21 protein-coding genes and 1 pseudogene are annotated in these 24,549 nt (G+C 42.9%); 9 read left to right on the top strand and 13 right to left on the bottom strand.

Going from position 1 to position 24,549, the window contains the following annotated elements; all coding sequences use genetic code 11:
- The first annotated feature begins 70 nt into the window (after positions 1 to 70).
- From metF to BLQ60_RS08130, 5 genes are all read left to right on the top strand, one after another.
- A complete protein-coding gene (metF, locus tag BLQ60_RS08150) occupies positions 71 to 907 on the top strand; it encodes a methylenetetrahydrofolate reductase [NAD(P)H] (protein WP_092618582.1) in 837 nt (278 codons plus the stop codon).
- Positions 908 to 995: 88 nt separating this feature from the next.
- Entirely contained in the window at positions 996 to 1,712 is a 717-nt protein-coding gene (locus tag BLQ60_RS08145; protein ID WP_092618579.1) for a 16S rRNA (uracil(1498)-N(3))-methyltransferase, read from the top strand.
- Between the two features lie 194 nt (positions 1,713 to 1,906).
- The gene (locus BLQ60_RS08140) at positions 1,907 to 4,798 is read left to right on the top strand and encodes a putative bifunctional diguanylate cyclase/phosphodiesterase (RefSeq protein WP_092618576.1); all 2,892 of its coding nucleotides are present in this window, start codon (positions 1,907 to 1,909) and stop codon (positions 4,796 to 4,798) included.
- A gap of 262 nt (positions 4,799 to 5,060) precedes the next feature.
- Positions 5,061 to 7,340 carry an NADP-dependent malic enzyme gene (locus BLQ60_RS08135; RefSeq protein ID WP_092618573.1) on the top strand — a complete coding sequence of 760 codons (2,280 nt, stop codon included), beginning with the start codon at positions 5,061 to 5,063 and terminating at the stop codon, positions 7,338 to 7,340.
- Between the two features lie 186 nt (positions 7,341 to 7,526).
- Positions 7,527 to 8,738, top strand: a complete 1,212-nt coding sequence (locus tag BLQ60_RS08130; protein ID WP_092618570.1) for a multifunctional CCA addition/repair protein — start codon at positions 7,527 to 7,529, stop codon at positions 8,736 to 8,738.
- 67 nt (positions 8,739 to 8,805) lie between these two features.
- Here BLQ60_RS08130 and BLQ60_RS08125 read toward each other — a convergent pair whose 3' ends face one another.
- On the bottom strand, positions 8,806 to 9,621 hold the full coding sequence (locus tag BLQ60_RS08125; protein ID WP_244515994.1) for an SDR family oxidoreductase: 816 nt from the start codon (positions 9,619 to 9,621) through the stop codon (positions 8,806 to 8,808).
- Positions 9,622 to 9,750: 129 nt separating this feature from the next.
- Positions 9,751 to 10,461 carry a hypothetical protein gene (locus BLQ60_RS08120; protein WP_092618567.1) on the bottom strand — a complete coding sequence of 237 codons (711 nt, stop codon included), beginning with the start codon at positions 10,459 to 10,461 and terminating at the stop codon, positions 9,751 to 9,753.
- 362 nt (positions 10,462 to 10,823) lie between these two features.
- Here BLQ60_RS08120 and BLQ60_RS08115 point away from each other — a divergent pair, with 362 nt between their 5' ends.
- Positions 10,824 to 13,745, top strand: coding sequence for a valine--tRNA ligase (locus tag BLQ60_RS08115; protein WP_092618564.1), 2,922 nt, complete (start codon positions 10,824 to 10,826; stop codon positions 13,743 to 13,745).
- A 119-nt stretch (positions 13,746 to 13,864) separates the two neighbouring features.
- On the opposite strand, the gene BLQ60_RS08110 is transcribed toward BLQ60_RS08115, so the two are convergent.
- From BLQ60_RS08110 to madL, 9 genes are all read right to left on the bottom strand, one after another.
- Positions 13,865 to 14,782 carry an acyltransferase domain-containing protein gene (locus BLQ60_RS08110; protein WP_092618561.1) on the bottom strand — a complete coding sequence of 306 codons (918 nt, stop codon included), beginning with the start codon at positions 14,780 to 14,782 and terminating at the stop codon, positions 13,865 to 13,867.
- On the bottom strand, positions 14,760 to 15,668 hold the full coding sequence (gene mdcB, locus BLQ60_RS08105) for a triphosphoribosyl-dephospho-CoA synthase MdcB (protein ID WP_092618558.1): 909 nt from the start codon (positions 15,666 to 15,668) through the stop codon (positions 14,760 to 14,762). The genes BLQ60_RS08110 and mdcB overlap by 23 nt, the downstream gene beginning before the upstream one ends.
- Entirely contained in the window at positions 15,646 to 16,326 is a 681-nt protein-coding gene (mdcG, locus tag BLQ60_RS08100) for a malonate decarboxylase holo-[acyl-carrier-protein] synthase (RefSeq protein ID WP_092618555.1), read from the bottom strand. Before mdcG ends, mdcB begins: the two co-directional genes overlap by 23 nt.
- 72 nt (positions 16,327 to 16,398) lie before the next feature.
- Positions 16,399 to 17,115 (bottom strand): biotin-independent malonate decarboxylase subunit gamma, encoded by a 717-nt coding sequence (gene mdcE, locus BLQ60_RS08095; RefSeq protein ID WP_092618552.1) that lies wholly within the window; start codon positions 17,113 to 17,115, stop codon positions 16,399 to 16,401.
- A 4-nt stretch (positions 17,116 to 17,119) separates the two neighbouring features.
- Positions 17,120 to 18,007: a biotin-independent malonate decarboxylase subunit beta gene (locus tag BLQ60_RS08090; RefSeq protein WP_092618549.1), complete on the bottom strand. Its 888-nt coding sequence runs from the start codon at positions 18,005 to 18,007 to the stop codon at positions 17,120 to 17,122.
- Positions 18,008 to 18,010: 3 nt separating this feature from the next.
- On the bottom strand, positions 18,011 to 18,319 hold the full coding sequence (mdcC, locus tag BLQ60_RS08085; protein ID WP_092618546.1) for a malonate decarboxylase acyl carrier protein: 309 nt from the start codon (positions 18,317 to 18,319) through the stop codon (positions 18,011 to 18,013).
- Positions 18,320 to 18,324: 5 nt separating this feature from the next.
- Positions 18,325 to 19,980, bottom strand: a complete 1,656-nt coding sequence (gene mdcA, locus BLQ60_RS08080; protein WP_092618543.1) for a malonate decarboxylase subunit alpha — start codon at positions 19,978 to 19,980, stop codon at positions 18,325 to 18,327.
- A gap of 21 nt (positions 19,981 to 20,001) precedes the next feature.
- Complete coding sequence (madM, locus tag BLQ60_RS08075) at positions 20,002 to 20,763, bottom strand: malonate transporter subunit MadM (RefSeq protein ID WP_092618540.1); 762 nt, start codon at positions 20,761 to 20,763, stop codon at positions 20,002 to 20,004.
- Positions 20,764 to 20,775: 12 nt separating this feature from the next.
- On the bottom strand, positions 20,776 to 21,174 hold the full coding sequence (gene madL, locus BLQ60_RS08070; RefSeq protein WP_092618536.1) for a malonate transporter subunit MadL: 399 nt from the start codon (positions 21,172 to 21,174) through the stop codon (positions 20,776 to 20,778).
- A 138-nt stretch (positions 21,175 to 21,312) separates the two neighbouring features.
- On the opposite strand from madL, the gene BLQ60_RS08065 reads away from it, so the two are divergent.
- Both BLQ60_RS08065 and BLQ60_RS08060 read left to right on the top strand, forming a co-directional pair.
- The gene (locus tag BLQ60_RS08065; protein WP_092618533.1) at positions 21,313 to 21,984 is read left to right on the top strand and encodes a GntR family transcriptional regulator; all 672 of its coding nucleotides are present in this window, start codon (positions 21,313 to 21,315) and stop codon (positions 21,982 to 21,984) included.
- Positions 21,985 to 22,112: 128 nt separating this feature from the next.
- Positions 22,113 to 22,280, top strand: a pseudogene (locus BLQ60_RS08060) (hypothetical protein); the annotation flags it as partial.
- A gap of 78 nt (positions 22,281 to 22,358) precedes the next feature.
- Here the strand turns inward: BLQ60_RS08060 and BLQ60_RS08055 are convergent.
- Positions 22,359 to 23,045 carry a hypothetical protein gene (locus BLQ60_RS08055; protein WP_092618530.1) on the bottom strand — a complete coding sequence of 229 codons (687 nt, stop codon included), beginning with the start codon at positions 23,043 to 23,045 and terminating at the stop codon, positions 22,359 to 22,361.
- Positions 23,046 to 23,055: 10 nt separating this feature from the next.
- Entirely contained in the window at positions 23,056 to 23,658 is a 603-nt protein-coding gene (locus BLQ60_RS08050) for a TetR/AcrR family transcriptional regulator (RefSeq protein WP_092618527.1), read from the bottom strand.
- A 192-nt stretch (positions 23,659 to 23,850) separates the two neighbouring features.
- On the opposite strand from BLQ60_RS08050, the gene nfsB reads away from it, so the two are divergent.
- Positions 23,851 to 24,501, top strand: coding sequence for an oxygen-insensitive NAD(P)H nitroreductase (nfsB, locus tag BLQ60_RS08045; RefSeq protein WP_092618524.1), 651 nt, complete (start codon positions 23,851 to 23,853; stop codon positions 24,499 to 24,501).
- Positions 24,502 to 24,549: the final 48 nt, after the last annotated feature.

The raw sequence follows: 24,549 nt of genomic DNA, 5'->3' as shown, positions 1-24,549 counted from the left end.
GATTTCCCTCACCCCATCCCTCTCTCTGAGGGAGAGGGTGAGTTCAGTATTTATAAATTAGGATATCAACATGTCAAAACGTACACCGATTTCTTTTGAATTCTTCCCAACCAAAACCGATGCGGGCGCTGAAAAACTCAGAATCGTGCATCAAGAGTTACAACTATTAAACCCAGAATTCTTTTCCATTACCTATGGGGCTGGTGGCTCGACCCGCGAACGCACGTTAGCAGCAATTGCTGATTTCAATGGCAAAGGCACACCCGTTGCCCCGCACTTATCATGTATCGGCGATGACAAAGCACGTATTGCCGAGCTACTTGAGATTTATAAATCGCAAGGCATTGATCGTATTGTGGCACTGCGTGGCGACTTACCTTCTGGTCAAGTTGGATTGGGTGAGCTACCGTATGCGCAAGATTTGGTGCGTTTTATTCGGGAGCATTCTGGTGACCATTTCCATATCGAAGTGGCAGCCTATCCTGAGATGCACCCGCAAGCGGATAACTTTGACAATGATGTGAAACGCTTCGTGGAAAAAGTCAATGCTGGCGCAGATGCGGCAATTACCCAATTATTTTTTAACCCTGATGCGTATTTCTATTTTCGTGATAGCGTTGAGAAAGCAGGTGTCAATATTCCGATTGCACCAGGGATCATGCCGATTACCAATGCCAGCAGTCTGATTCGTTTCGCAGACAGTACGGGTGCGGATATTCCACGCTGGATTCGCAAACAGTTGGCGGCTTATGGTGATGATAGCAAGAGCATTCAAGCCTTTGGTCATGAGGTGGTATTCAAGCTCTGTGAGCGCCTGATCTCAGGTGGTGCACCTAGTCTGCATTTTTACAGCATGAACCACACCGAGCCTACCCGCCAATTGGTGGTCGATCTGGGTCTAAACTAAGACCGAACTCGTGAAAAATGAATGATTGAATCATGCCACAGCGCTGATTGAATCATTCAAACAATACATCGCATCGTTGAGAGTGAATATGAACCGTTTCTATATGGATCACCCGCTTGCAGTTGGTGAACAAGTGCAATTATCCGAAACGGTTTTTCACCACTGGGTGCGTGTGCTACGTGCGAAGGTGACGGATCAAGCAATACTTTTTAACGGTTTGGGCGGTGAGTATTTAGTTGAACTTACCCAAATTGAGAAAAAATCAGCAAGCATCCAAGTGCTTGAGTTCAATCCTGAAAATCGCAATCTCTCAGTCAAAGTCACGCTCGGACAAGTGATGAGCAAAGGCGATCGCATGGATTATGCCATTCAAAAAGCCACAGAGCTTGGTGTCTCGGAAATCCAACTGCTCACCAGTGAACGCTGTGAAATGCGCCTTAAATATGAACGTGACCAAAAGAAAATCGAGCACTGGCAAGGTGTTGCCATCGCCGCCTGCGAACAATGTGGCTTAAATATCGTGCCAAAAACTCTTGCACCGTTAGCGCTAACTGAGTGGATTGAAAGCATTGACAGCGAGCTTAAACTCATCATGACCCTTGCCGATGAGCCATTGCAGTTTAGCACCCAAGCACCTGAGTCTATAGCCCTTTTAGTCGGCCCTGAAGGTGGTTTGAGTCAAACTGAGATTGATTTTGCACAACAACAGCAGTTTCAGCCATGGACGATCGGAAAACGTGTTTTGCGCACAGAAACAGCACCAATCGTGGCATTAAGTGTCATAAACCAACTTTATTGTAAATAATGTACAAAATTTCAAAAAAAACTTGCTTTTAGCACACTGAGATTGTAAGTTTATGGGGTAAATTTTAATGACTCTGCAACGCCATTTTTTAGCGTTAGTTACTGAAAAACCACTATTTTTTAATATGTCTAAATATTTAATGATTGCTGCCTTACTCGCATGAGTATTCGCCATTTCAGGAATGTAATGTAAAAATGGACAGAAGGCAAAGACGTCGAAATTTTGAGCTTCCACAAAATGCCGAACAATTAAAAGGCTATCGGGCATTATATTATTATCGTGCTTTTCAATATCTGTTCCTTGCGTTTACCCTGCTGATTTTTACCATCAATTTAATTATTAATTTTGATAGCTTTTCTGTCACCACGACGCTGTGGGGATTTTTAACTACGATTACCATTTTAGTGTCCTTATTAATTAACCAATCACTATTATTAGAGCCACCATCCAAACCTCGTACCGTACCGACTTATCTATCGATCAGTGCATTATTAAATGGAATTTTATTTGCGATTTGTGTGACTTTCATCAGTAATCATTTAGAATTTAATGCAGATCATACGCATATTGAGATGTTGACTTTAGTTTTGTCAACCGTATTAATTCTACATGTGGCATCACTGGTATTGCTTACTCATTATTATTATGTATTTTTAGCGTTTTTTGTCCCAAGTTTGATTTCTCTGCTCAGCCTGAACGAAATTACCATTACACAGCAGTTTACCGTCATTGATTTCGCCAGCTTTGCACTATACGGTATCTGTTTAGTTATTCTTGGCTTGATGGTTTATCGTCGTCGCTCGGACTATTATGTACTGGTGGTCAATAATCAGCGCTTGGATACCGACAACACTTTAAAAACCACTGAAATTGATCTGCTCAATACTGAGCTCAGCGCCGAAAAGCAGATGGCGATCAACATTCGTGAGGAACTCGAAACCAATAATGTGTTACTCGAACAAAAAGTAAAACAACGGACTTCCGATATTGAAAGTATCCACGCCAAACTTGAGCGTTCCCATCAGAATTTAGAGATGGCGCATGAAACTGCTGGGATTGCCTCTTGGGATTGGGATATTGCCCATCGTCAAATCGAAACCAGTAATTTCCCGCAGATTTTTGGTTATAATATCAAGAATATGACTCATTATCTAACGCATCTCAATGACTTCATTCATGGTGAGGATATTGATCATGTCAAAACGCAAATGCGCCGTCATTTGCGTGGCTTAGATGAGCGTTATGAAGCGACTTTCCGTGTCTACCATCCGACTGAACGCTGGATTTGGGTACATGATTTGGGGAGCGTCACACAGCGTGATCCTGTGACCAAAAAACCACTACGCATGGTCGGTATCCGCCGTAATATTAATAATGAAAAGAAAGCTGAAGAGAGTTTAAAACTTTCCGCCAGTGTATTTAAAAAAGCAGCACAAGGTATTTTTGTATTAGATGACAAGTTAAACTATGTCGATGTCAATCCTTATTATTTAAATCTCATTGAATCGACCGAGGATCAGATTATTGGGCGCCACGTCTTCGATATTTTAAAAAGCTCAAATATTGATTCCCAGCGTTTAAATTTAACGATTTTAAGACAACTTATGAGCACTGGGGAGTTTGAAGGTGAAATCGTCGAGGAACTTCAATCAGGTCGAGAAATTCCACTGTGGATGCATATTAATGGCATTCGCGATAATCACGATAAAATCACACAATATATTGGAATCGTCACCGATTTAACGGAACGTAAGGCCTCAGAAAAACGATTATCCTATCTAGAAACCTATGATACTTTGACGGATTTACCAAACCGTACTTATTTTAACAATCTAATTCATAGCTATTTAACAGAGTCTCCAAAGTTACTCAATCGCTTTGCGGTGATTCGTATTAATCTCGATCGTTTCCGTTATCATAATGAATATCTCAGCCATCATGGTGGCGACGAATTATTGAAGAAAGTTGCCAATCGTTTGCGTCGAAATAACCCTGATGCCGTGGTGATTGCTCGCTTAAATGCTGATGATTTTGCGATGATTTTGGAAATTAAGGAAGATATTGAAGAAATCAAAGACAGTTGTAAAAAAGTATTAGAGTCATTTGAAGCACCTTTTCATATTCAAAACAAAGAGTTGATGCTGAATGTCTCGATCGGTGTTGCGCTCTATCCTGAGCACGGTCGGCAGATGGATAGTTTAAACAACTATGCCGAACAAGCCTTACTCGAGGCGAAACGTATCGGTGGTAATACACTGCGCATTTATCATAATGAAAATCGCCTTTCGACTGCTGCCCGTATCAATCTCGAAGCTGAGATTCGCCGAGCGATCACGCATCAAGAATTATCCGTTTATTACCAACCAAAAATTAATGCACATTCGCAAACCGTTCACGGCTTTGAAGCCTTGGTGCGCTGGAATCATCCAGAGCGTGGCGTGATTCCGCCAGCGCAATTTATCCCACTGGCTGAAGAAACCAGCTTGATCACCGACATTGGGCGCATCGTGCTCGAGCAAACCTGCTCGCAAATCAAGGCTTGGGAAAATATGGGCTTTGCCGATATTTGTGTCTCAGTCAATATCGTTGTGCAGCAAATCCAACGTGGACATCTGGTGACGGAGGTTGATGAAATCATTAAAAAAAGTGGAATTCAATCGCATCAATTAGAGCTTGAAATTACCGAAACATCGCTGATGGAAAATATCTCCGAAGTGCGTGAAGTGCTTTCAGATTTCCACAAACGCAATATTAAAATTGCCTTGGATGATTTTGGTACGGGTTATTCATCGCTTGCTTATCTTGGTATGTATAGCTTTGATATTATTAAGATTGATCGGAGCTTTGTCAGTAAGATTGGTCAAGCCAATCAAGATGCTATCGTGCGGGCGATTATTGCGATGGCAAAAGCCATGGACAAACAAGTGGTGGCTGAAGGGGTACAAACCCAAGCACAATATGACTTTTTAACCGCCGAAGGTTGTGACTTTTTGCAAGGCTTTTTGATTGCCAAACCGATGCCGTCAGACTTAGCGACCGAGTTTTTAGAAATTAAACGACTCGATCAAAACGCACACCGAATATAAATTAAGCGCACGTTCTAGCGCTGTCTGATAGCGATCAATCCTTAGCAAAGGGATCGTGGTCAACGAGATAAAATACTGTGTTACAGCACGATGTTACATGAATGTTAGACAAGTGTATCCATAAAAATATTGAGCGCTTATGTCTATTGTCTGTCATGAGATAATGCTATAGTAATGACCGTAAATTATTCAGCACACTGAAATCGAGAAAGATGGGAAGATGCGGTATTTTCCCAAATAGGTAAACTGTACAGAGAGTAAAATGGACGAACAAGCATTAAAGCAAGCTGCCTTGTATTATCACGAATTTCCACGCCCAGGTAAAATTAGCGTCACGCCAAGCAAACAACTGGTCAATCAACGTGACCTTGCTCTCGCCTACTCCCCAGGTGTTGCCGCACCTTGTTTAGAGATCGAACGTGATCCATCGACAGCGGCGCTGTACACCGCACGTGGTAACTTGGTCGCTGTGGTCAGTAATGGTACTGCGGTACTTGGACTGGGTAATATCGGACCACTCGCCTCAAAACCTGTGATGGAAGGTAAAGGCGTCCTCTTTAAAAAATTCGCTGGTGTTGATGTTTTTGATATTGAAATTGCTGAAAATGATCCTGACAAAATTGTTGATATTGTTGCCGCATTAGAACCGACTTTTGGCGGGATTAACCTCGAAGATATTAAAGCACCAGAATGCTTCTATATTGAGCAAAAACTTCGTGAACGCATGAACATTCCTGTATTCCACGATGACCAACACGGTACCAGTATTATCGTCGGTTCAGCGCTTTTAAATGCACTCCAATTGGTCGATAAGAAAATCGAAGAGATTAAAATCGTTGCCTCAGGTGCAGGCGCTGCTGCACTGTCTTGCTTAGATTTACTCTGCGCTTTGGGTGCACGCAAAGAAAACATTATCGTTGCCGACTCTCGTGGTTTGCTAACTACATCTCGTCAAGGTTTGGACGAGTCGAAAATGCGTTATGTCCAAGACATTCCTGAAACAAAACTGCATGAAGTGATTGCTGGTGCGGATATGTTCTTAGGACTTTCTGCTGCGGGGATTTTGACCAAAGAAATGGTCAAAGAGATGGCAAAAGATCCGATCATCTTTGCCCTTGCCAATCCTGATCCAGAGATTCTACCTGAACATGCGCATGAAGTTCGTCCTGATGCGATCATGGCGACGGGCCGTTCGGATTATCCAAACCAAGTCAATAATGCGCTGTGCTTCCCGTACATTTTCCGTGGTGCCTTGGACGTTGGTGCCACAACTATTAATGAAGAAATGAAGATTGCTTGTGTACATGCAATTGCTCGCATGGCGCACGTGGAAGCAGATGCAGCGTCTTATGGCGAAAAATCTGGCAGTTTTGGTCGTGATTATTTGATTCCACGTCCACTTGATCAACGCTTGATTCTTGAGATTGCACCTGCTGTTGCACGGGCAGCAATGGAATCTGGTGTGGCAACTCGCCCGATTGAAGACTTTGCGGTCTATCATCAACGCCTATCTGAGTTTGTCTATAACTCTGCATTCATCATGAAGCCGATTTTTGCCAAAGCGAAATCTGCACCAAAACGCATTGCCTATGCCGAAGGTGAAGATTTACGTGTGCTTCGTGGTGCGCAGATTGCCATTGATGAAGGTTTGGCGTTCCCTGTTCTTGTTGGTCGCACCAAGGTCATTGAAGAAAATATTCGTAAGCTGGGCCTGCGACTCGCACATGGCGAAAATATTGAAATTGTCGATCAAGAACAAAATCCGTATTACGACGAATTTTGGAAAGACTATTACAATTCAATGAAGCGCAGTGGTACAACGGTTGAGTTTGCACAGCGTGAAGCACGTCGTCGCTCAACCTTGATTGCGGCGATGTTAGTGAAGTTTGGCAAAGCCGATGGCATGCTCTGCGGTACTTATTCTGGCTATGATGTGCATTTGGAATTTGTCAAAAATGTTATCGGCATCAAAAAAGGTCAGGAGACGTTCTTTACCTTGAATGCGCTGATGCTTGAAGATCGCAATTTATTTATTGCTGATACTTATGTCAATACTGATCCAACCGCTGAACAACTTGCCGAAATGACCATTTTAGCGGCGGCTGAAGTACGTCGTTTTGGGATTACGCCACGTATTGCGTTACTTTCACATTCGAGCTTTGGAAGCGACGCACTCGATCCAAGCGCACAAAAAATGCGTGAAGTCTATCGTATCTTGAGTGAGACTGCGCCTGAGCTTGAAGTCGAAGGTGAAATGCATGGTGATGCAGCAATGGATGAAACCATTCGTGAATGGGCATTCCCAAATTCACGTTTCAAGGGTTCAGCCAACTTGTTGATTATGCCGAATCTCGATGCAGCAAACATTTCATTTAACTTGCTCAAATCTACTGTTGGTAACAATGTCACCATTGGACCAATCCTGCTCGGTGCCGCAAAGCCTGTCCATATCTTGACACCAACGACGACGACCCGTCGTGTGGTGAATATGACAGCGCTAACTGTTGCTGAAATTCAAGAGCATGAAAAAGTACAGTCTTAATTAATTTTCACATCGTTTTAAATGCATATTTAGAACGATGTCGGAAACAGCAAAAAGCCTTTAATAATGATTGTTAGAGGCTTTTTCTTTTTTAAACTTTGTATGTGTTCTTATTTTGCTTCGATTTTAAATTCAAGGTATTTCGTATTATCATTGTCCATTGAACAATTTTATTGAATCCGTGTTATGAAAATCTACTTGGTGGGCGGCGCAGTGCGAGATCAACTGCTTGGTCGTGAAGTGCTCGAGCGTGATTATGTCGTGGTCGGCGCAACACCCGTACAATTGATTGCACTGGGCTATCAACAAGTGGGTAAAGACTTTCCCGTATTTTTGCACCCCGAAACCAAAGAAGAATATGCCCTCGCCCGTACTGAGCGAAAAAATGGACATGGCTACCAAGGCTTTGATTTTTATACCTCACCTGAAGTGACTCTTGAACAAGATTTATCTCGTCGTGACTTAACCATCAATGCGATGGCGATGGATGAAGCAGGCAATATTACTGATCCATTTGGTGGGCAAGCGGATTTAGAACATCGAGTGCTACGCCATGTATCCGATGCCTTTATCGAAGATCCACTGCGGGTTTTACGTGTGGCACGTTTTTGCGCACGTTATCATAGTTATGGCTTTCAAATTGCCCCTGAAACCATGCAACTGATGCAAGCGATTAGTCAATCGGGTGAGTTGGCACACCTTTCGGCAGAGCGGATCTGGAAAGAAACCGTTCGTGCGCTTGCCGATGATCATGCTGACGTGTATTTTTCTGTACTTCGTGAATGTACAGCGTTAAAACAATGTTTCCCTGAAGTCGATGCACTATTTGGTGTACCGCAACGTGCTGAATATCATCCAGAAATCGACTGTGGTGTGCATACGCTAATGTCATTACAACAAGCCTGTAAACACAATTTCCCAACCATCGTTCGCTATGCGGTACTGTGCCATGACTTAGGCAAAGCTCTGACACCTGCCGATGTCTTGCCAAGACATATTCAACATGAACAACGAGGTATTGAACCTGTCAAAACCCTCTGTCAACGCTTAAAAGTCCCGAGTGATTTTCAGCAATTGGCACTGAAAGTGTGTGAATATCATTTGCTCTGTCATCAACTGTTTCAGCTCAAAGCATCAACCATTTTAAAACTCTTAAAAAGCCTCGATGCCTTCCGCAAACCCGAGCAAGTGGTCTACTTTGCACAGGCGTGTTTGTGTGATGCACGAGGTCGCTTACATTTTGAGGATAAACCGTATCCGCAAGCTGAGGTGCTGATGGACTTAGCAAAGCATATTGTGAGTATTAAAATTGAGATTCCTCAAGGCTTACAAGGCAAAGCCATTGCAGAACATTTAGATCGTGAACGGACGAAAATAATCGCCGATTTTATGAAATAAGTACCGCAAAACGCCGAATAGATTTTCAAAAATCTCTGCCAGCCTCGCCTTAAAAAGAAGGAGGCTTTTATTTAACTTTGCTTTTTCGGATCATTTTATACATGAGCTTTGGTGAGATTCGTGAAATTGCCACGCCGAGCTTTTCTTTAAGCCCACCGACAACGATGTATTCTTGATTACCCAGCAAGGCTTTGACCACTTTTTGCGCAAAATCATCCGCTTCCAAACCGTTTTCAATGGCGTCATCTTGATGTGCTTGCGCTTGCCCTGCACCGTTGAGTGCATTAAACGACACATTAGTTTTGACAAAACCTGGGAATACCACCGATACACTCAGCCCTTTTTCAGCATATTCAGCACGTAAGCTATTCGCCCACATATGAATGGCGCCTTTTGCCGCTGAATAACTGGCACGATATTGTGTGCCAAGCAAACCTGCCACGCTGGAAATAAATACCACATGACCAGCGCCCTGTTGCACAAAATAAGGCAATGCCAATTTGGTCAGATGAATCTGCGCAAAATAGTCGATGTCCATGATGCGTCGTTCGGTATCCATCAAGGTGTCTGCAATCAATGCACGTTGACTCAGTCCTGCATTATTAATCAAGAAATCAATACGTTGGCATTTGGCAATCACTTCTTCTAGCGCCTGCTGGGCTTGATCGGCTTGCGTCACATCAAAGGCAATACATACATGACGCTCAGGTTGATTGAGCTGTGAACGGACACGCTCTAACTCATCTTTTCGGCGAGCAGAGAGCACTACTTTGGCACCCAGATTGGCAAAAACCGTCGCCAATGCCTCACCAATCCCTGAACTTGCGCCTGTAATCCACACGACTTGATGTTCCAGTGTGTTTTGCATTGATTCCTGCGTCATGCTTTTTCCTTTTTTGAAGCTATACTTTTAAAGCTGTACATTTGAAACGATATATTTACAGCCATATATTTGAAGCTAGATTTTCGATAACGTGGTTTTTATATCACGTTGCTTTTCGATGACGTTGTTTTACATCTCTTGCCATGATGACTCATTTTTGTCTGCATCGGCATAAATAAACTGTTGAAAATGTGTCGCATAACGTATTGCCAACTGCGGAGATGCATATTGCGCCATATGCGCTATGCGTTTATAGCCCAAGCTCGTCACTAGATGAATCACACCATTTAAGGTCTTATCCACCACAAAATTAAATTTCAACATGGTTTTGGGCTTACGAATAAATTCTGTCACACCAAGATCAATGACTTCAATAAGATGTTTAAGCATTACATCGACGGCAAGCTGATCGCCTTGTTGTATGCGCTCGACCGACGTGAATAAATCTTGCACCAGATGCGTAGGCACAGCGTAGCATAATAAGCTGTGATGTGAATGGCTCAGGTCGAAGTGTGTCAGCATATGATTCGAGACAGGTACCAGTCGGTCGTTGCTGAGCATGCCTACCGCCCACGGCATATATTTTTGTAATTGCGCTCGAATGTGGTCTAGCGCCTTTTCTGCCTCAAAAGCATGTTCGGCGAGTTCAGGCTGTAGTTTATTGGATTGAATCAGCGCCAAAAACACTTGATCAAGCACTTGATGGGTAATCTCGGTAAAGACTTGCCCCAAATCGGTCGATAAATCTTTGCCATAGCCATGAGTGATGCGTGTGTTCAGCTCCTCAAGCGTGCGAAATGTCTGATCTTGAATGTGTAAGTGTACCCGTTGTGTGCTCATTGTTTTACCCTGCATTTTTATTTTTTACCATGCGCAGATTGTGTTTCGACGCTTTATCAATCAGTCATCAAAACACCCTGCATCTGCACATCGTGTGTCATCCTTTAACACCTTTACATCATCACTTTAGCGCAGCATATCAACATGCATTATGTCTAAGCAGATCGAGTGTAACAATTCATTTGTACTCGCTCAATGGCTAGGGTCTGTTGTTTTAGCTGATAACGCAATGCATGGCTGAGATGTCAACAGACCCTAATTTAAGCTGATATTTTCTCCGCAATCAAGCCGTTAAAACTCAACAGTTGCTGTTATTTTTGCTACACTATTGCCAATTTTTTGCGATTCTATCCCCATATCTAATGACTGATCAAAATCAAAACAGCGCTGCCAATAGTGCTCAAAATATTGCAACCACCTATGACCCATCAACCATTGAAAACAAATGGTATGACCTCTGGGAAGATCGTGGTTATTTCAAACCCGCACAAAATGGCAATCAACCTTTTACCATCATGCTACCGCCGCCAAACGTGACAGGTAGCTTGCATATGGGGCACGGTTTTAACAATGCCATCATGGATGCGTTGACACGTTACCACCGTATGCAAGGTCACAATACCTTATGGCAACCGGGTACAGACCATGCAGGCATTGCCACGCAAACCGTTGTAGAACGTCAGCTTGGTGAGCAAGGCATTACCCGTCATGATCTTGGTCGTGAAAAATTATTAGAAAAAATCTGGGAATGGAAAGAAAAATCAGGTGGCACCATCACCCGACAAATTCGCCGTCTCGGTTCATCAGTAGATTGGTCACGTGAACGCTTTACCATGGACGAAGGTCTATCCAAAGCAGTGATCGAAGTCTTTGTACGTCTACATGATGAAGGCTTGATCTATCGTGGTAAACGTCTGGTCAACTGGGATCCAAAATTACAAACTGCCCTATCTGACCTAGAAGTCGATAGCAGTAAAGAAGAACAAGGTTCATTGTGGCACTTTAAATATTATTTTGCTGATGAAAGCCTAAAAACCTCTGAAGGCAATAATTATTTGGTGGTGGCGACTACTCGTCCTGAAACACTACTTGGTGATACCGCCGTTGCTGTACATCCTGAAGATGAACGCTACCAGCATTTGATTGGTCAGAATATTCGTTTACCGATCACCGACCGTATCGTACCGATTGTCGCCGATGATTATGTCGAAAAAGACTTTGGTACAGGCTGTGTCAAAATCACCCCTGCGCACGACTTCAATGACTATGAATTGGGTAAACGCCACAATTTACCAGTGATCAACATCTTAAGCAAAGACGCTGAAATACTCGGTGAATTTGACTGGATGGAAAAAGCTGGCACGCCAGTCAGCAAAACGGTGGTTGCACCAGAAGATTATGTCGGACTGGAGCGTTATGCTGCACGTAAAAAATTGGTTGCTGAGGCAGAAGCCGAAGGCTGGCTAGAAAAAATCGAAGCATATACCCTCAAAGCACCACGTAGTGAACGCTCTGGTGTGGTGGTTGAACCATTATTATCAGATCAATGGTATGTGAAAATTCAACCGCTTGCAGAACCTGCAATCGAAGCGGTAAAAAATGGCGAGATTAAATTCGTTCCTGAGCAATACACCAATATGTATATGGCATGGATGAACAATATCCAAGATTGGGCGATCAGCCGTCAGCTGTGGTGGGGACACCGTATCCCTGCATGGTATGACGAAAATGGCGCAATCTATGTCGGACGCAACGAAGCCGAAGTCCGTGAAAAATACAATCTTGCTGCCGATTATTATATATATCAAGAAGAAGATGTGCTCGATACATGGTTCTCTTCTGCGCTGTGGACCTTCTCAACGCTAGATTGGACGGGCGATGCACAAAAAGATGCGGAAAATTACTTCCTCAAAACCTTCCATTCGACTGATGTGCTAGTCACTGGTTTTGACATCATTTTCTTCTGGGTTGCCCGTATGATCATGATGACGTTGCACTTCGTCAAAGATGAAAATGGCAAACCACAAGTCCCGTTCAAAACTGTATATGTACATGGTTTGGTGCGTGATGGCGAAGGTCAAAAAATGTCGAAGTCGAAAGGCAACGTACTCGATCCTTTAGATTTGGTTGATGGTATTGACCTTGAAACATTGGTACAAAAACGTACCACTGGCTTGATGAATCCAAAAGATGCGCCAAAAATCGAAAAAGCCACACGTAAAGAATTCCCAGACGGCATCAACGCTTATGGCACAGATGCGCTACGCTTTACTTTCTGTGCGCTTGCTAATACAGGTCGTGACATCAAATTCGATATGAAACGTGTCGAAGGCTATCGCAACTTCTGTAATAAGATTTGGAATGCGACTCGCTTCGTGATGATGAATGTCGAAGGCAAAGAGGTTGCACAAACAGCGCAACCTGAGCTTTGGGAATTGCCTGAACAATGGATCATCAGCCGTCTACAAAAGGCAGAACAAGCGGTCAAATTCGGCTTTGAAACCTATCGTTTAGACCTCGTGGCACAAACCATTTATGACTTTATTTGGAATGAATATTGCGACTGGTATGTCGAACTGACCAAGCCAGTACTGAATGATGAAAATGTTTCAGAAGCTCGTAAAGCTGAAGTTCGTCGTGTCTTGCTTTCGGTAATGGAATCTGCCCTGCGTCTTGCACATCCATTGATGCCATTCTTAACTGAAGAAATCTGGCAGACACTTGCACCGATGATCGGACGTGGTGGCGACACCATTATGCTTGCGCCATATCCAGTTGCCGAAGAAGCGAAAATCAATAATCAAGCCGAAGCCGATATGGATTGGTTACAAGCCTTGATCGGTGCGGTGCGTAATATCCGTGGCGAAATGGGCTTGGGTAATGCGCGTCTGTTGCCTGTATTACTGCAAAATATCAGTGATGCAGAACGTACTCGTATTGAGCGCATTGAGCCTTTATTTAAAGCCTTGGCAAAAGTGGAAAGCATCGAGTTCTTGAATCTTGATCAAGAGCCACCACTATCATCGTCAAGTGTGGTTGGTCAGGCTTCGGTATTTGTGCCAATGAAAGGTTTGATTGATCCAAAAGCTGAACTTGCTCGTCTGCAAAAAGATTTGGATAAAGTGCAAAAGCAACATGACCAAATCGCTGGAAAACTTGCCAATGAAGGCTTTGTTGCCAAAGCACCGCCTGCTGTGGTCGAAGGTGAAAAAGTAAAATTGGCGGAGTTCGCTGATCAACTGGCTAAGATCAAAGCGAATATGGAGCAGATTGCGAATTTGTAATTTTTTGCAAAAGCCTGAACTCAAAAAAAACCTAGCGCATTCATGTTCTAGGTTTTTTTCATTTTTTTGATGTAGAGCATGTTGGAGTATCACTTCGATTAATGTTATCTAGACCCAAATTAAATGTTTAGTTTTCCTTTCAACCATGTTTCGAAGCCCGCTCGACTTTTAAAATCATCCACAGCTCGCACGATCATATTCGGCTCACGTTCTAACAGCATTTTACTTAAGCTACTTCCTGGCCCTATCTCCAGCACGATATCAGGTAGGCTTTCTTGCACCACACGCATACACGAATCCCAATCAATCGCATGGCTCATTTGTTGAATCAAAGCATTGACCGCATCTTGGCGTTCAAAATACTTATGCCCGCCTGAGCCACTGATAATCGGTATGCTTAAATCAGAAAATGTATGTTGCTGTAATTCCTGATGAAATGGCAAAACAGCTGTTTGCATAAACGACGTATGTGATGGAATAGAAACGTTCAACCGCTTGATGGTACGCGTACCAACCTTGCTCAACATATTTGACAATTGTTGTAAATTATCATTCAAACCACCAATGATAAAACTGCTATCACTGAGCTTAATTGACAACTCATTTCCACTTGCTTGTAAGTATGGATTTAATACATTGAGATTGATCCCTTGTACCGCAATCAATCCACTTGGTTGCTGTGCTGCGTGCGACATCAACATCGCTCTTTTGTGTGCAAGCCTCAAACCTTGCTCGAAACTGGTGTTGGTTGAACAACACAAAGCCGATAACTCCCCCAGAGAGTAGCCAGAAAATGCCATCACATCATCAAGTAAGGTACGAATCCATTGCCAGCGGCACCATTGCAATGCAAAAATAAAGGGCTGAGCGAATTCATTCTGATACAAATCAATTTCTGATATATCTTCGGCATAGAGCGAAGGTAAATCACGTTGTAACGTATCTACTATCTTGAATTCTTCAGCCCAAGCTCGCAACTCCTCGATATGTTGAAGATTTTGCAGCCCCTGTCCACTAAAGCATATGATGAAATTCATGCTCCACCTGATCTAAAAATAATGTTACACCCAACAAATCTGCACTGCCACCAGGGCTTAAATGATGCTGGATAAAATAGGTTTCCATTTTCTCGACCTCTTGCATCCAGTTTTTTTGGAGCACACCGCCCTGTTTTAGAAATTGCCTCGTCATATCTTGCACGAGATACAACGCCGATAAGCCACCACGCCAAACAATATTGGTATCTTTCAATTCAGAGATCAATGCAAATAAGGCTTGTAGCGATGCGCTCTTTTTATCTGCAGTCTTTCTATAAATATCTTGATATTGCGGGAGTGCAAGCGTTAAAACCGTTTGAAATCCAGATGCAACTTCTTCAATGGCACCGGTAATGCCATATTGATTTCGCATGCATTGTCCGTGACTATGGGGATTCCGTTGTAAATGATGTTGCAGTTCATATTGCCATGTGTCAGTGATGCACTGACTGATGTCTTGCGCAGTGATTGTTCTCTTTCCAGATAGACGCTTTTCAGATAAACATTTCCCAACTGCTGCGCTGGCAAAACCTAAATTAAAAATTGCGCCTTTATGCGTGTTGATCTGCGCAGTTGCGGTCAGCATCTTCTGCTCAGCAGTCACACCACACTGTCGGATTTTTTCAAAATCAACATGGTTATAGCCATTTATACATTGCGCTTGAAAATAGCCTTGTAACGCATCGATACTGCGCTGGAATAAAGCGTAATTCATGTCGGCATGGCTTCCCTGCGTACTTGGACAGACCAAACCTGGTTTATGTTCTAAGCTCGCTTCATCTAATAAGGCGAGACATGCCAAATGATCGACTGTTTTGGCAAAATCAATATGATTTGAACGGATATGATTTGAATTAAAACCACTAGGCAACTGTACGATTTGCATATTCAAGATTCCCTGCAAATAAATGTTCTAATCTCAGCATATCCACACGCTGCAATCCTTTGACAATAATCTGCTGTGTCTGATCTAATGCAACAGAAATCAGCTCGTTAAATGACACATGCCAATCAGAATGTACCTTGATTTCTCCATCAAAACGGATTTGACTCTTTGCTTGAACCTGTTCAATGCGTTGTAAAATCTCTGCAAGCCGAGACAGCTGTTGCGGATACAAAACCAAATCTAAATCCGATGTAGAACGGACATAAGTCTCTTTGGTCAGGTATTGGTATGCATATGATCCATAGACATAAACTTCACAGTCCATCGCAAGTAAAGCCCGAGATAAATCATGCAATGCTGTATCATTTAAAGACGCATGTTGCTCCTGTAACAACTGATCCAAAGAAACTGAACGTGTAATACTGCAAATTTGATCCGCATCAACAAGACATGCAACGCGATACTTACAGCCATCGACCAAACAATTGATCGCCAACTTCACCTGACCATGTTCGACATGGTCTTGCCGACAAACAGTCATGGGGATATTCTGTTTCAGCAATTGATGTACTTTTTGTCTGGCACATTCAGGTAAAGTGCGATCCAAAAAATATATCGTCGCTGAATCACATAAATACGCAAAGTCATGACGATCCATGCTGGACTCCTTATTTCGTACTTCGTTCATCGTTGCACTTCGTTCGGTGCAGTCCCTAGCTCACGGCGAAACTTAACTCAGTGCAATTTTCTCAACAATTGCATTGCATAGCATGCGACCTTGACGCTGTTGTCCCACCACCCGACGTTGATCCGTCAAATAACGTTGCAAATCCTGTTGCTGATGCAATAGAGCTTGACCAACCCAATCTTGATCAAGGTTTTCCCATACCGCATCAATAGCGCCCATTTTGTAAAAGTTTTCTACACCAGGCGCAAAAATAGCTGAGCTCTGTGATAAATCTTTTAGCTTGTCTACAGGAATTTTGGTCACACGTGCCATTGCATTCAAATCCATGACTTTGACCTGTGAATCGTCTAGCGCATAGACTTCATTTGCCATCAAGCCATAAGATAAGAACCCGCCACTGACTGCCTGTCCAAAAATGATCGCTAGATTGGCATGTCCGCTACGGCGCAATAAATCAACACACGAAGCCAAGTGCGCAAAAGTACGATTTAAACACAATAATTCGTCGGCACGAGAGAGCGCTTGCCCTTGGGTATCGACAATAAAAACCACTGGCGTTTGCTCACCCTGTTGCACCAATTTCAAAATTTCAGATGACAGCTGTATGGCAATATCTTGATCAATCGGTGCTGCATTCACTGTACCTAAAATACGCACCGTACCCGCTGCGGTCTGTGCATCTCCTTTAATCACATAGCCTTCAATCTGATAATTGAGCTGATGCGGAAAAAGTTGCTGTAAAACTGATTCTGTATTCATCGCTTCATCCTTGCGTTAACATCACGACATCATGTGCAGAAAGCATTGGAATTTTCTCGGGATGAGTAATTCCCATTTCTTGCCAAATCTGCAAACCATCATTTTTTCCAAACCAGCGCTGTTGCTGCTGTTCGAGTTGCTGTTGCTGTTGCTGTAACTGTGCCAAATCAAGACGTACTAATTCTTGATTGAGTTGATTGACAATCGCCGCACGAATCTCTGCAATATCATCTTCAACTAACGCTTGAACATGATTTAACAAATAACGATGTTTTCCGCCCGTGACACGCCACACCAGCGCACGATCTTTGGAATCAAATTCTTCGACGCCTTTGACTGTTTCAATCACTTCTGGACCAGAAAGTGCCAACCGTCCTTCTTCGGTCATAATAATTGCGCTACTGAGACAAGCGCTGATCCCCATGCCACCAAATGCACCACACGTTCCGCCAATCACAGTAATAATTGGGATGCCTGCATCACGTACTTGCAACATCGCACGCATAATTTCAGATATTGCGATTAAACCTGCATTGGCTTCATGTAAACGTACACCGCCCGAGTCGACAAAAAATACAACACCTGATGACTGATCCTGAATGGCTTTTTGTAATATGCCAACGATTTTGGCGCCATGAATTTCACCTACAGCACCACCCATGAATTGCCCTTCTTGTGCCATGATGTGAATTGGGCTTTGGTTAATCGTAGCCGTCCCAATAATCACACCATCATCAAAACTACCAGGGATGTCTAATGCTGCCAGATGTGGACTGACTTCGACTTGTAAGGGTTTTAAGATTTCATTAAAACTATCCGGATCAACGACCGCTTGAATTCGCGCTCGTGCAGTTTTTTCATAAAAACTATTTTTGAGCATGACTTGATCCATGTGCTACTCTCCCTTAAACATAGATAGTGCTTGGCTTAAGCGTAGATTGACAACGGCTGGCGTTGCGCCCATATCATTCAGTTGCAACTTTAACCCTGCAACAGCATGTCGCTGTGCAAACTCATTCAATACCGACTGCCAAACATGTTCAAAACCCACCGCAGAGGTAGTGATCTCAACCTGACAAATATTGGCTTGATCATGCGGTGATACCAAAACCTCGAGATTTCCCGAACCGACCACGCCGCAAATGACTGGTGCATTTGCAGTAGCTAATGCCGTAGATTGCAATTCAAATATTAATTTTTCCATATTTATCACCAATTTCTAAAACGGCTTGGCGGGTTGTATAAGCCACCTGACCATTTCACTAAGTCTTTAACTGATTTGGCAGCCAGTAGATCACGGCTCACCTGTGTCGGATCAATTCCCAAATCTTCTGGGCGCTGAATAATCCCACGCTGACGTAACGCTTGCACTTTGGCGATATCACGTTTCATCCCAACAGGGGTATAACCTGCCACGCCACGAATCGCTTGTTCACGTTCTTCAGGGGTACGGCACAACAAGAGGTTGGCAATCCCTTCTTCGGTCACGATATGGGTGACATCTTCACCATAGATCATGATTGGTGGCAATTCACTGTGCATTTTGTCTTGAAGTTGCCATGCATCAAGCTCATCCACAAAAACGGGGTGCATATGTTCACGATAAGTTTCGACAGTTTGTACCACCAATTTACGACCTTTGATCAACTTGCCATCCACCGCTTCACGACCAGCTTTGGTATAAGCATAACTAGCATGGCGACGCCCATGCGGATCAGAACCCATATTGGGCGCACCACCAAAACCAGAAATACGGTCTACAGTTGCAGTCGAGCTATTGCCCTGTAAATCGATTTGTAAAGTCGATCCAATGAACAAGTCACATGCATACAAACCAGCAGTTTGGCTAAAAGCTCGGTTGGAGCGCATACTGCCATCACTGCCGGTAAAGAATATGTCTGGGCGTTCTTTAATATAATCCTCCATACCCACTTCTGAACCGAAACTATGCACAGAATCGACAAAGCCACTTTCAATCGCAGGAATTAAGGTTGGATGCGGATTCAAAGCCCAATTGGTACAAATCTGTCCTTTCAATCCCAAAGATGCCGCATAGGTCGGCAGTAGCAGTTCAATTGCAGCCGTATCAAAGCCAATGCCATGATTGAGGCGCTTAATTTGATAAGGTGCATAAATGCCTTTAATCACCATCATCGCCATCAAAATCTGTACTTCGGTAATTTGTGCGGGATCACGGGTAAAGAGCGGTTCTATATAATTGGGCTTCGGGCTTTTAATGTAAAAATCGACCCAATCGGCTGGCACATCGACCCGCGGCAATTTATCGACAATCTCATTGACCTGCACGATCACAATCCCACTTTTAAACGCTGTTGCTTCAATAATTGCAGGCGTATCTTCTGTGTTTGCACCTGTATAGAGATTGCCTTCTTGGTCTGCAGCATGTGCTGTGATTAAGCAAACATTTGGCGTCAGATCGATAAAGTAACGTCCATACAACTCCAAATAAGTATGAATCGAACCTATCGTAATTTTTTGTTGCTGAACCAATTGCGCCAATCGCAAACTTTGTGGCCCTGCAAATGAAAAATCCACTTTTGAGGCAATACCCTTTTCGAACACATCAATATGACTTGGTAAAGCCAAGACAGATTGAACAATGTGCAAGTCATTGATCACCTCTGGATGACATTGACTTAAACTTTTCGACAGGAAATCTGCTTGCTTTTGATTATTACCTTCTAAACAAACACGATCACCACATGCAATAACCGTTTCGAGCAGCTCAACGACCCGAGCATGTTCAACTTTCTTTTCAAAGCCTTTTTGCTTGGCAAGATCGAGTTTATCTTGTCTACGTGTACGCTGCTTATCCCATAAATGCGTCTTAACCATATGGTCCATGAAATCACCTTTATGTTTGAGTTAGCCAAAAATGGCATTGAGAGTAAGGAAAAATACAGACGGTGCAAGCAAGCAACCTAGACCTGTATAAAATGTTGCAACCAATGCACCGTAAGGTACTAATCGAACATCCGTACCCGCCAGTCCTGCCGCAACACCACTGGTTGTACCTGCCAATCCGCCAAACACCATTGCTGAGCGAGGGCTTTTTAAGTACATGAATTTTGCGAGTAACGGTGTACCCACCATAAAGAACACTGCTTTGATTAAGCCAATCGCAATCGATAGCGCAATCACCTCTGAGCTTGCGCCAACTGCTGAACCCGTCACAGGACCGACAATATAGGTCATCGCACCTGCACCAATGGTCGTCATCGAGATCGCATCTCTAAAGCCCATAATCCAAGCCGCCGCCGCGCCAATCAAAAATGGAATAATACAGCCGAGCAATAAGGCGATCATGCCGACCTTACCCGCTTTTTTCACTTCTTTGACATCTACCTCAAATGCGGTAGAGGCAATTGCCAAATCACGAATCATGGCGCCACCGAGTAGGGCAAATCCGCTAAAGATTTCAATATCAGAAATGCCTTTTTCACCCTGAGTATAGATGCCAGCAAAATATGCCAAGACCAAGCCCAAAGTGATCGCAAAAGCCGAGCTTTGCAACTTCCCTCGCGTGAGATATTTTGACAGTAGATGAGAAACATACATAATCAAGCCAGTCGCTGCAAAAGCGGTGACCAATGCATTTTTGGTTAATACTGTGATAATTTCTTCCATGACATTTCTTCCTTAAAGTGTCTTTTCTGTCTCTACAGCCCATTCATAACTGTCGTAATCGCCACTTGACTTATTCAACCAGCGAATGACCAATACAGTACCCACTAAAGAAGCCACCGAAACAATCAAACCCAACATACCGCCCGACATCGCTGCAACGACATTTTGACCAGCGGACATCGCAACCACGATGGGAATATACATCCCAGACCAATACAACACGCCAAACTGAGTGGTTTGAGGCAAATGTCCATTTTTTGCTAAAAGCTCTTTGGCAATAATTAAAAAAATCATGGCAATCGCCACGCCACCGACATTCGCTTTCACACCAAGCGCCATGCCCAAAATATTCCCTAAATAGACGCCAAGTAGATGGCAGACTGCCAATATCGCTGTTCCATAAATAATCATCGCTGAATCCTCCCTGGATCATGCTGTGCCTCTAATAATCTGAAGCAGAATTTGCTATAGTTATAGCTTATCTGTATTCAGTATACAATTACTTGTACTCAAATAAACATAAATTGTATACAATTTTTTAGGTGATGTATGACTTCAATCGCAGAACTTCCACTTTCCATTCAAATTAGTAAAAAGTTGGAAGACGATATTATTTACGGTGTATATTCACCTGGCGCCAAATTGGATGAGCAAGAACTGTGTGAGCGCTACGGTGCATCACGCACGCCCATTCGAGAAGCATTAAAGCTCTTGGCGGCGGAAGGTTTAGTGGAAATCCGCCCACGTCGTGGGGCTATTATTCCCACAATTAATCCATTGACTTTATGTGAAATGTTTGAGGTCATGGCAGAGCTAGAAGCGATGTGTGGTCGCTTGGCTGCGCGCCGCATTTTGCCTGAAGAAAAGCAAGAGCTGATGCGTTTGCATGATTTATGCCGAGACTATTTGAATCAAAATGATTCTGAAAATTATTATGAAGCCAATCGCCTATTTCACTTTGCCATATACCAAGCCAGTCATAATGCATTTTTAATTGAACAGGCATGTAACTTACACAAACGACTACATCCATACCGTCGTTTGCAATTGCGGGTCAATAATCGAATGAACCATTCATTTTCAGAGCACAATGACATTGTAGAAGCAATATGTGCTGGAGATGAACAGCGTACCGAAGACTTACTTAAAGCACATGTGGTGATTCAAGGTCAAAAGTTCACAGATTTTATGTCGACCATCGAAAGTCACCCACTTCAATAACCCTGTCGAAGATATAACTGTTCTAATCAAATATGGGAAAATAGTTCGGCATCGTATGAGATGCTGAACATTTGAATTTTATTATTTGCATTAAGTTTATTGCTCAGGCATCGATAGCATACGTTGCCGATACACTAGAACAACAACATGACCAAATCGCTGGAAAACTTTCCAATGAAGGTTTTGTTTCCAAAGCACCGCCTGCTGTGGTCGAAGGTGAAAAAGTGAAATTGGCGGAGTTCGCCGATCAACTTGCTAAGATCAAGGCGAATATGGAGCAGATTGCGAATTTGTAATTTGTTGCAAAAGCCTTAACTCAAAAAAAGCCTAGCGGATTCCTTCGCTAGGCTTTTTTAATTTGTAAGTTAATTACATCATTGAGTTATCACGTGTTTGACTTTTCGTTCTTCACGATTGATCAGCCATGTCGCAACTAATCCTGGGACAAGGAAACCTAAAAATACGAGAATTCCGTGTACTAATGATGCTGTAGGCTCTTGGAGCACCGCAGCGTGTTTCATTGGTGACATCCACGGTGAAAGCTGGATAAAACTACCCACCAATAACACGGTCGGCCAAATAATGGAGATCTTTTGCTTTTTAAAATTCATCCATGCAAAAACAATTAACGCTAAGCTAAACAGTCCCTCAAATACCCACGAACCTGTACCCCATTTGCCCCATAAACCATATCCCATATGTTCTACAGAATATGGATAAAGTGCCAAATCCATATTGTGCATTGGCCAATCTGCAATCCAGTGTGAAAAACAAGCAAGCCCTGCGATTAACGCCACACGTTTATCTTTAATAAAAAACAGTGCCCAAACGATGGATAAAATTACCGCCATTAATAAAGAGTGATCCCAATCAATAAAAGTCAGATCGAAAAATAAATACGGTCCTGCATTTAAATTGGGCGTGACATGATTAATGCCAAAAATGATCAACAATCCATCAATAATATCTAGAAATCCCACACCGAGCATGATCGGTAATGCAGGAATATTTGGGAATTTTGATTTAATCGCCAAACCAATGGCTAAATGTCCGACATACATAAGAATTCACCTATTTTGACTGAATAAGGGTCATGCTGTGATTCAAAATCGACTCGATATAAGCGTCATCGACCTGTTGATTTTGAATAAAAATTTGGAAATAAATACTACCTAAAGTCATTTTGACGATTGCATCAATGTCATGATGCGCTTTACCCGTTGGCAGTAAACGCACAAAGGCTTGCCTGATTTGTTGATAACGAACTTGCCATAAGGCTTCTCGTTTACGCTCAGTCACCTCATCTTTGATCGCTAAAGCTGCCTGTAAAAACGCACGACCAAGTGGCGACTGAAGAAATTCTGCCAACTGTTGCAACATCACTTTTAATGATTCAACGGGTTCAAGATCAGTCGGAATCGCAATCTCATCTTGGATTTTGTCCGCAATCGCATCAACGATCAGCGCATCTATCGAAGACCACCTGCGATACAGCGTGGTTCGACTAATTCCTGTGAGTTTAGACAATTGTTGCAGATTGATATTGCCATAGCCGTTACTCAGTAATTGCGCAAAAAGTGCCTCATAAATCAGCTGTGAATTAGAACGTTCTTGTTCACTGATCAAGGATTTTTGACTTTTTTTACGATATTCATCTAAGGGTAAATCACGCATAAATTTTGCCTCATTTAGATTATGTAACACATGTTACATTGATAATTAAATCTTGTCTAGTTGTTTTTTTGATCAATATAAAATTTACAAAATAACTTCAGATCACATCGACCTTACACTTAGGTCAAATTGCCATTTCCCCAATTTCAGCGCACAATCTTTCCCATCTTTTTACACGCCTGAAAATAGACAATGAACCCACTTCACCTCGCTCAAACTCGCCACGCAAGCAAAGCCTACGACAACAGCAAGAAAATCCCGAGTGATACGCTTGATCGTTTGCTCGAAGTACTTCGTCTTACACCGTCTTCGATTAATATCCAACCGTGGACGTTTTTAGTTGCACAAAGCGATGAAGCCAAACAAAATATTGCCAAAGCGATGCCTGAGCCATTTGCCTACAACGTACCAAAAATCCTAAATGCCTCTGAAGTGATCGTCTTTACCGCAAAAACTGAGATTGATGAGCAACATCTCGATCAAATCCTCAATCATGAAGAATTGGCTGGGCGCTTTCGTACACCAGAGTCCAAACAAGCACAAAAGAATACCCGCTTAAACTATGTCGAACTGTACAAATCACAGCAGATCATTGAACCGTGGGTGGATAATCAGATTCATATTGCACTTGGCAGTGCACTGATTTCAGCCAGCGCCGAAGGTGTCGATGCCACGCCAATCGGTGGTTTTGACAATGTATTGCTAGATGAGGTACTCGGATTATCTGCACTCGGTTTGCGTAGTGTGGTGATTATGGCGCTTGGCTATCGAAGCACTGAAGACTTCAATGCGGACTTGCCAAAAGCACGTTTAAGCAAAGATGCAGTAATTCGTTTTTTATAAAGACTTGCTTTTCATAAAGAGCTTGCTTTTATCATTGGTTTTGACTTT

Origin of the sequence: Acinetobacter marinus (assembly GCF_900096915.1) — a bacterium.
Classification (GTDB): domain Bacteria; phylum Pseudomonadota; class Gammaproteobacteria; order Pseudomonadales; family Moraxellaceae; genus Acinetobacter; species Acinetobacter marinus.
This window is presented reverse-complemented; position numbering and strand designations above follow the sequence as displayed.

Excerpts from the sequence above, each read along its gene's own strand:
- metF (WP_092618582.1), top strand. The coding sequence starts at position 71 with ATGTCAAAACGTACACCGATTTCTTTTGAATTCTTCCCAACCAAAACC.
- BLQ60_RS08145 (WP_092618579.1), top strand. The coding sequence starts at position 996 with ATGAACCGTTTCTATATGGATCACCCGCTTGCAGTTGGTGAACAAGTG.
- BLQ60_RS08140 (WP_092618576.1), top strand. The coding sequence starts at position 1,907 with ATGGACAGAAGGCAAAGACGTCGAAATTTTGAGCTTCCACAAAATGCC.
- BLQ60_RS08135 (WP_092618573.1), top strand. The coding sequence starts at position 5,061 with ATGGACGAACAAGCATTAAAGCAAGCTGCCTTGTATTATCACGAATTT.
- BLQ60_RS08130 (WP_092618570.1), top strand. The coding sequence starts at position 7,527 with ATGAAAATCTACTTGGTGGGCGGCGCAGTGCGAGATCAACTGCTTGGT.
- BLQ60_RS08125 (WP_244515994.1), bottom strand. The coding sequence starts at position 9,621 with ATGACGCAGGAATCAATGCAAAACACACTGGAACATCAAGTCGTGTGG.
- BLQ60_RS08120 (WP_092618567.1), bottom strand. The coding sequence starts at position 10,461 with ATGAGCACACAACGGGTACACTTACACATTCAAGATCAGACATTTCGC.
- BLQ60_RS08115 (WP_092618564.1), top strand. The coding sequence starts at position 10,824 with ATGACTGATCAAAATCAAAACAGCGCTGCCAATAGTGCTCAAAATATT.
- BLQ60_RS08110 (WP_092618561.1), bottom strand. The coding sequence starts at position 14,782 with ATGAATTTCATCATATGCTTTAGTGGACAGGGGCTGCAAAATCTTCAA.
- mdcB (WP_092618558.1), bottom strand. The coding sequence starts at position 15,668 with ATGCAAATCGTACAGTTGCCTAGTGGTTTTAATTCAAATCATATCCGT.
- mdcG (WP_092618555.1), bottom strand. The coding sequence starts at position 16,326 with ATGGATCGTCATGACTTTGCGTATTTATGTGATTCAGCGACGATATAT.
- mdcE (WP_092618552.1), bottom strand. The coding sequence starts at position 17,115 with ATGAATACAGAATCAGTTTTACAGCAACTTTTTCCGCATCAGCTCAAT.
- BLQ60_RS08090 (WP_092618549.1), bottom strand. The coding sequence starts at position 18,007 with ATGGATCAAGTCATGCTCAAAAATAGTTTTTATGAAAAAACTGCACGA.
- mdcC (WP_092618546.1), bottom strand. The coding sequence starts at position 18,319 with ATGGAAAAATTAATATTTGAATTGCAATCTACGGCATTAGCTACTGCA.
- mdcA (WP_092618543.1), bottom strand. The coding sequence starts at position 19,980 with ATGGACCATATGGTTAAGACGCATTTATGGGATAAGCAGCGTACACGT.
- madM (WP_092618540.1), bottom strand. The coding sequence starts at position 20,763 with ATGGAAGAAATTATCACAGTATTAACCAAAAATGCATTGGTCACCGCT.
- madL (WP_092618536.1), bottom strand. The coding sequence starts at position 21,174 with ATGATTATTTATGGAACAGCGATATTGGCAGTCTGCCATCTACTTGGC.
- BLQ60_RS08065 (WP_092618533.1), top strand. The coding sequence starts at position 21,313 with ATGACTTCAATCGCAGAACTTCCACTTTCCATTCAAATTAGTAAAAAG.
- BLQ60_RS08055 (WP_092618530.1), bottom strand. The coding sequence starts at position 23,045 with ATGTATGTCGGACATTTAGCCATTGGTTTGGCGATTAAATCAAAATTC.
- BLQ60_RS08050 (WP_092618527.1), bottom strand. The coding sequence starts at position 23,658 with ATGCGTGATTTACCCTTAGATGAATATCGTAAAAAAAGTCAAAAATCC.
- nfsB (WP_092618524.1), top strand. The coding sequence starts at position 23,851 with ATGAACCCACTTCACCTCGCTCAAACTCGCCACGCAAGCAAAGCCTAC.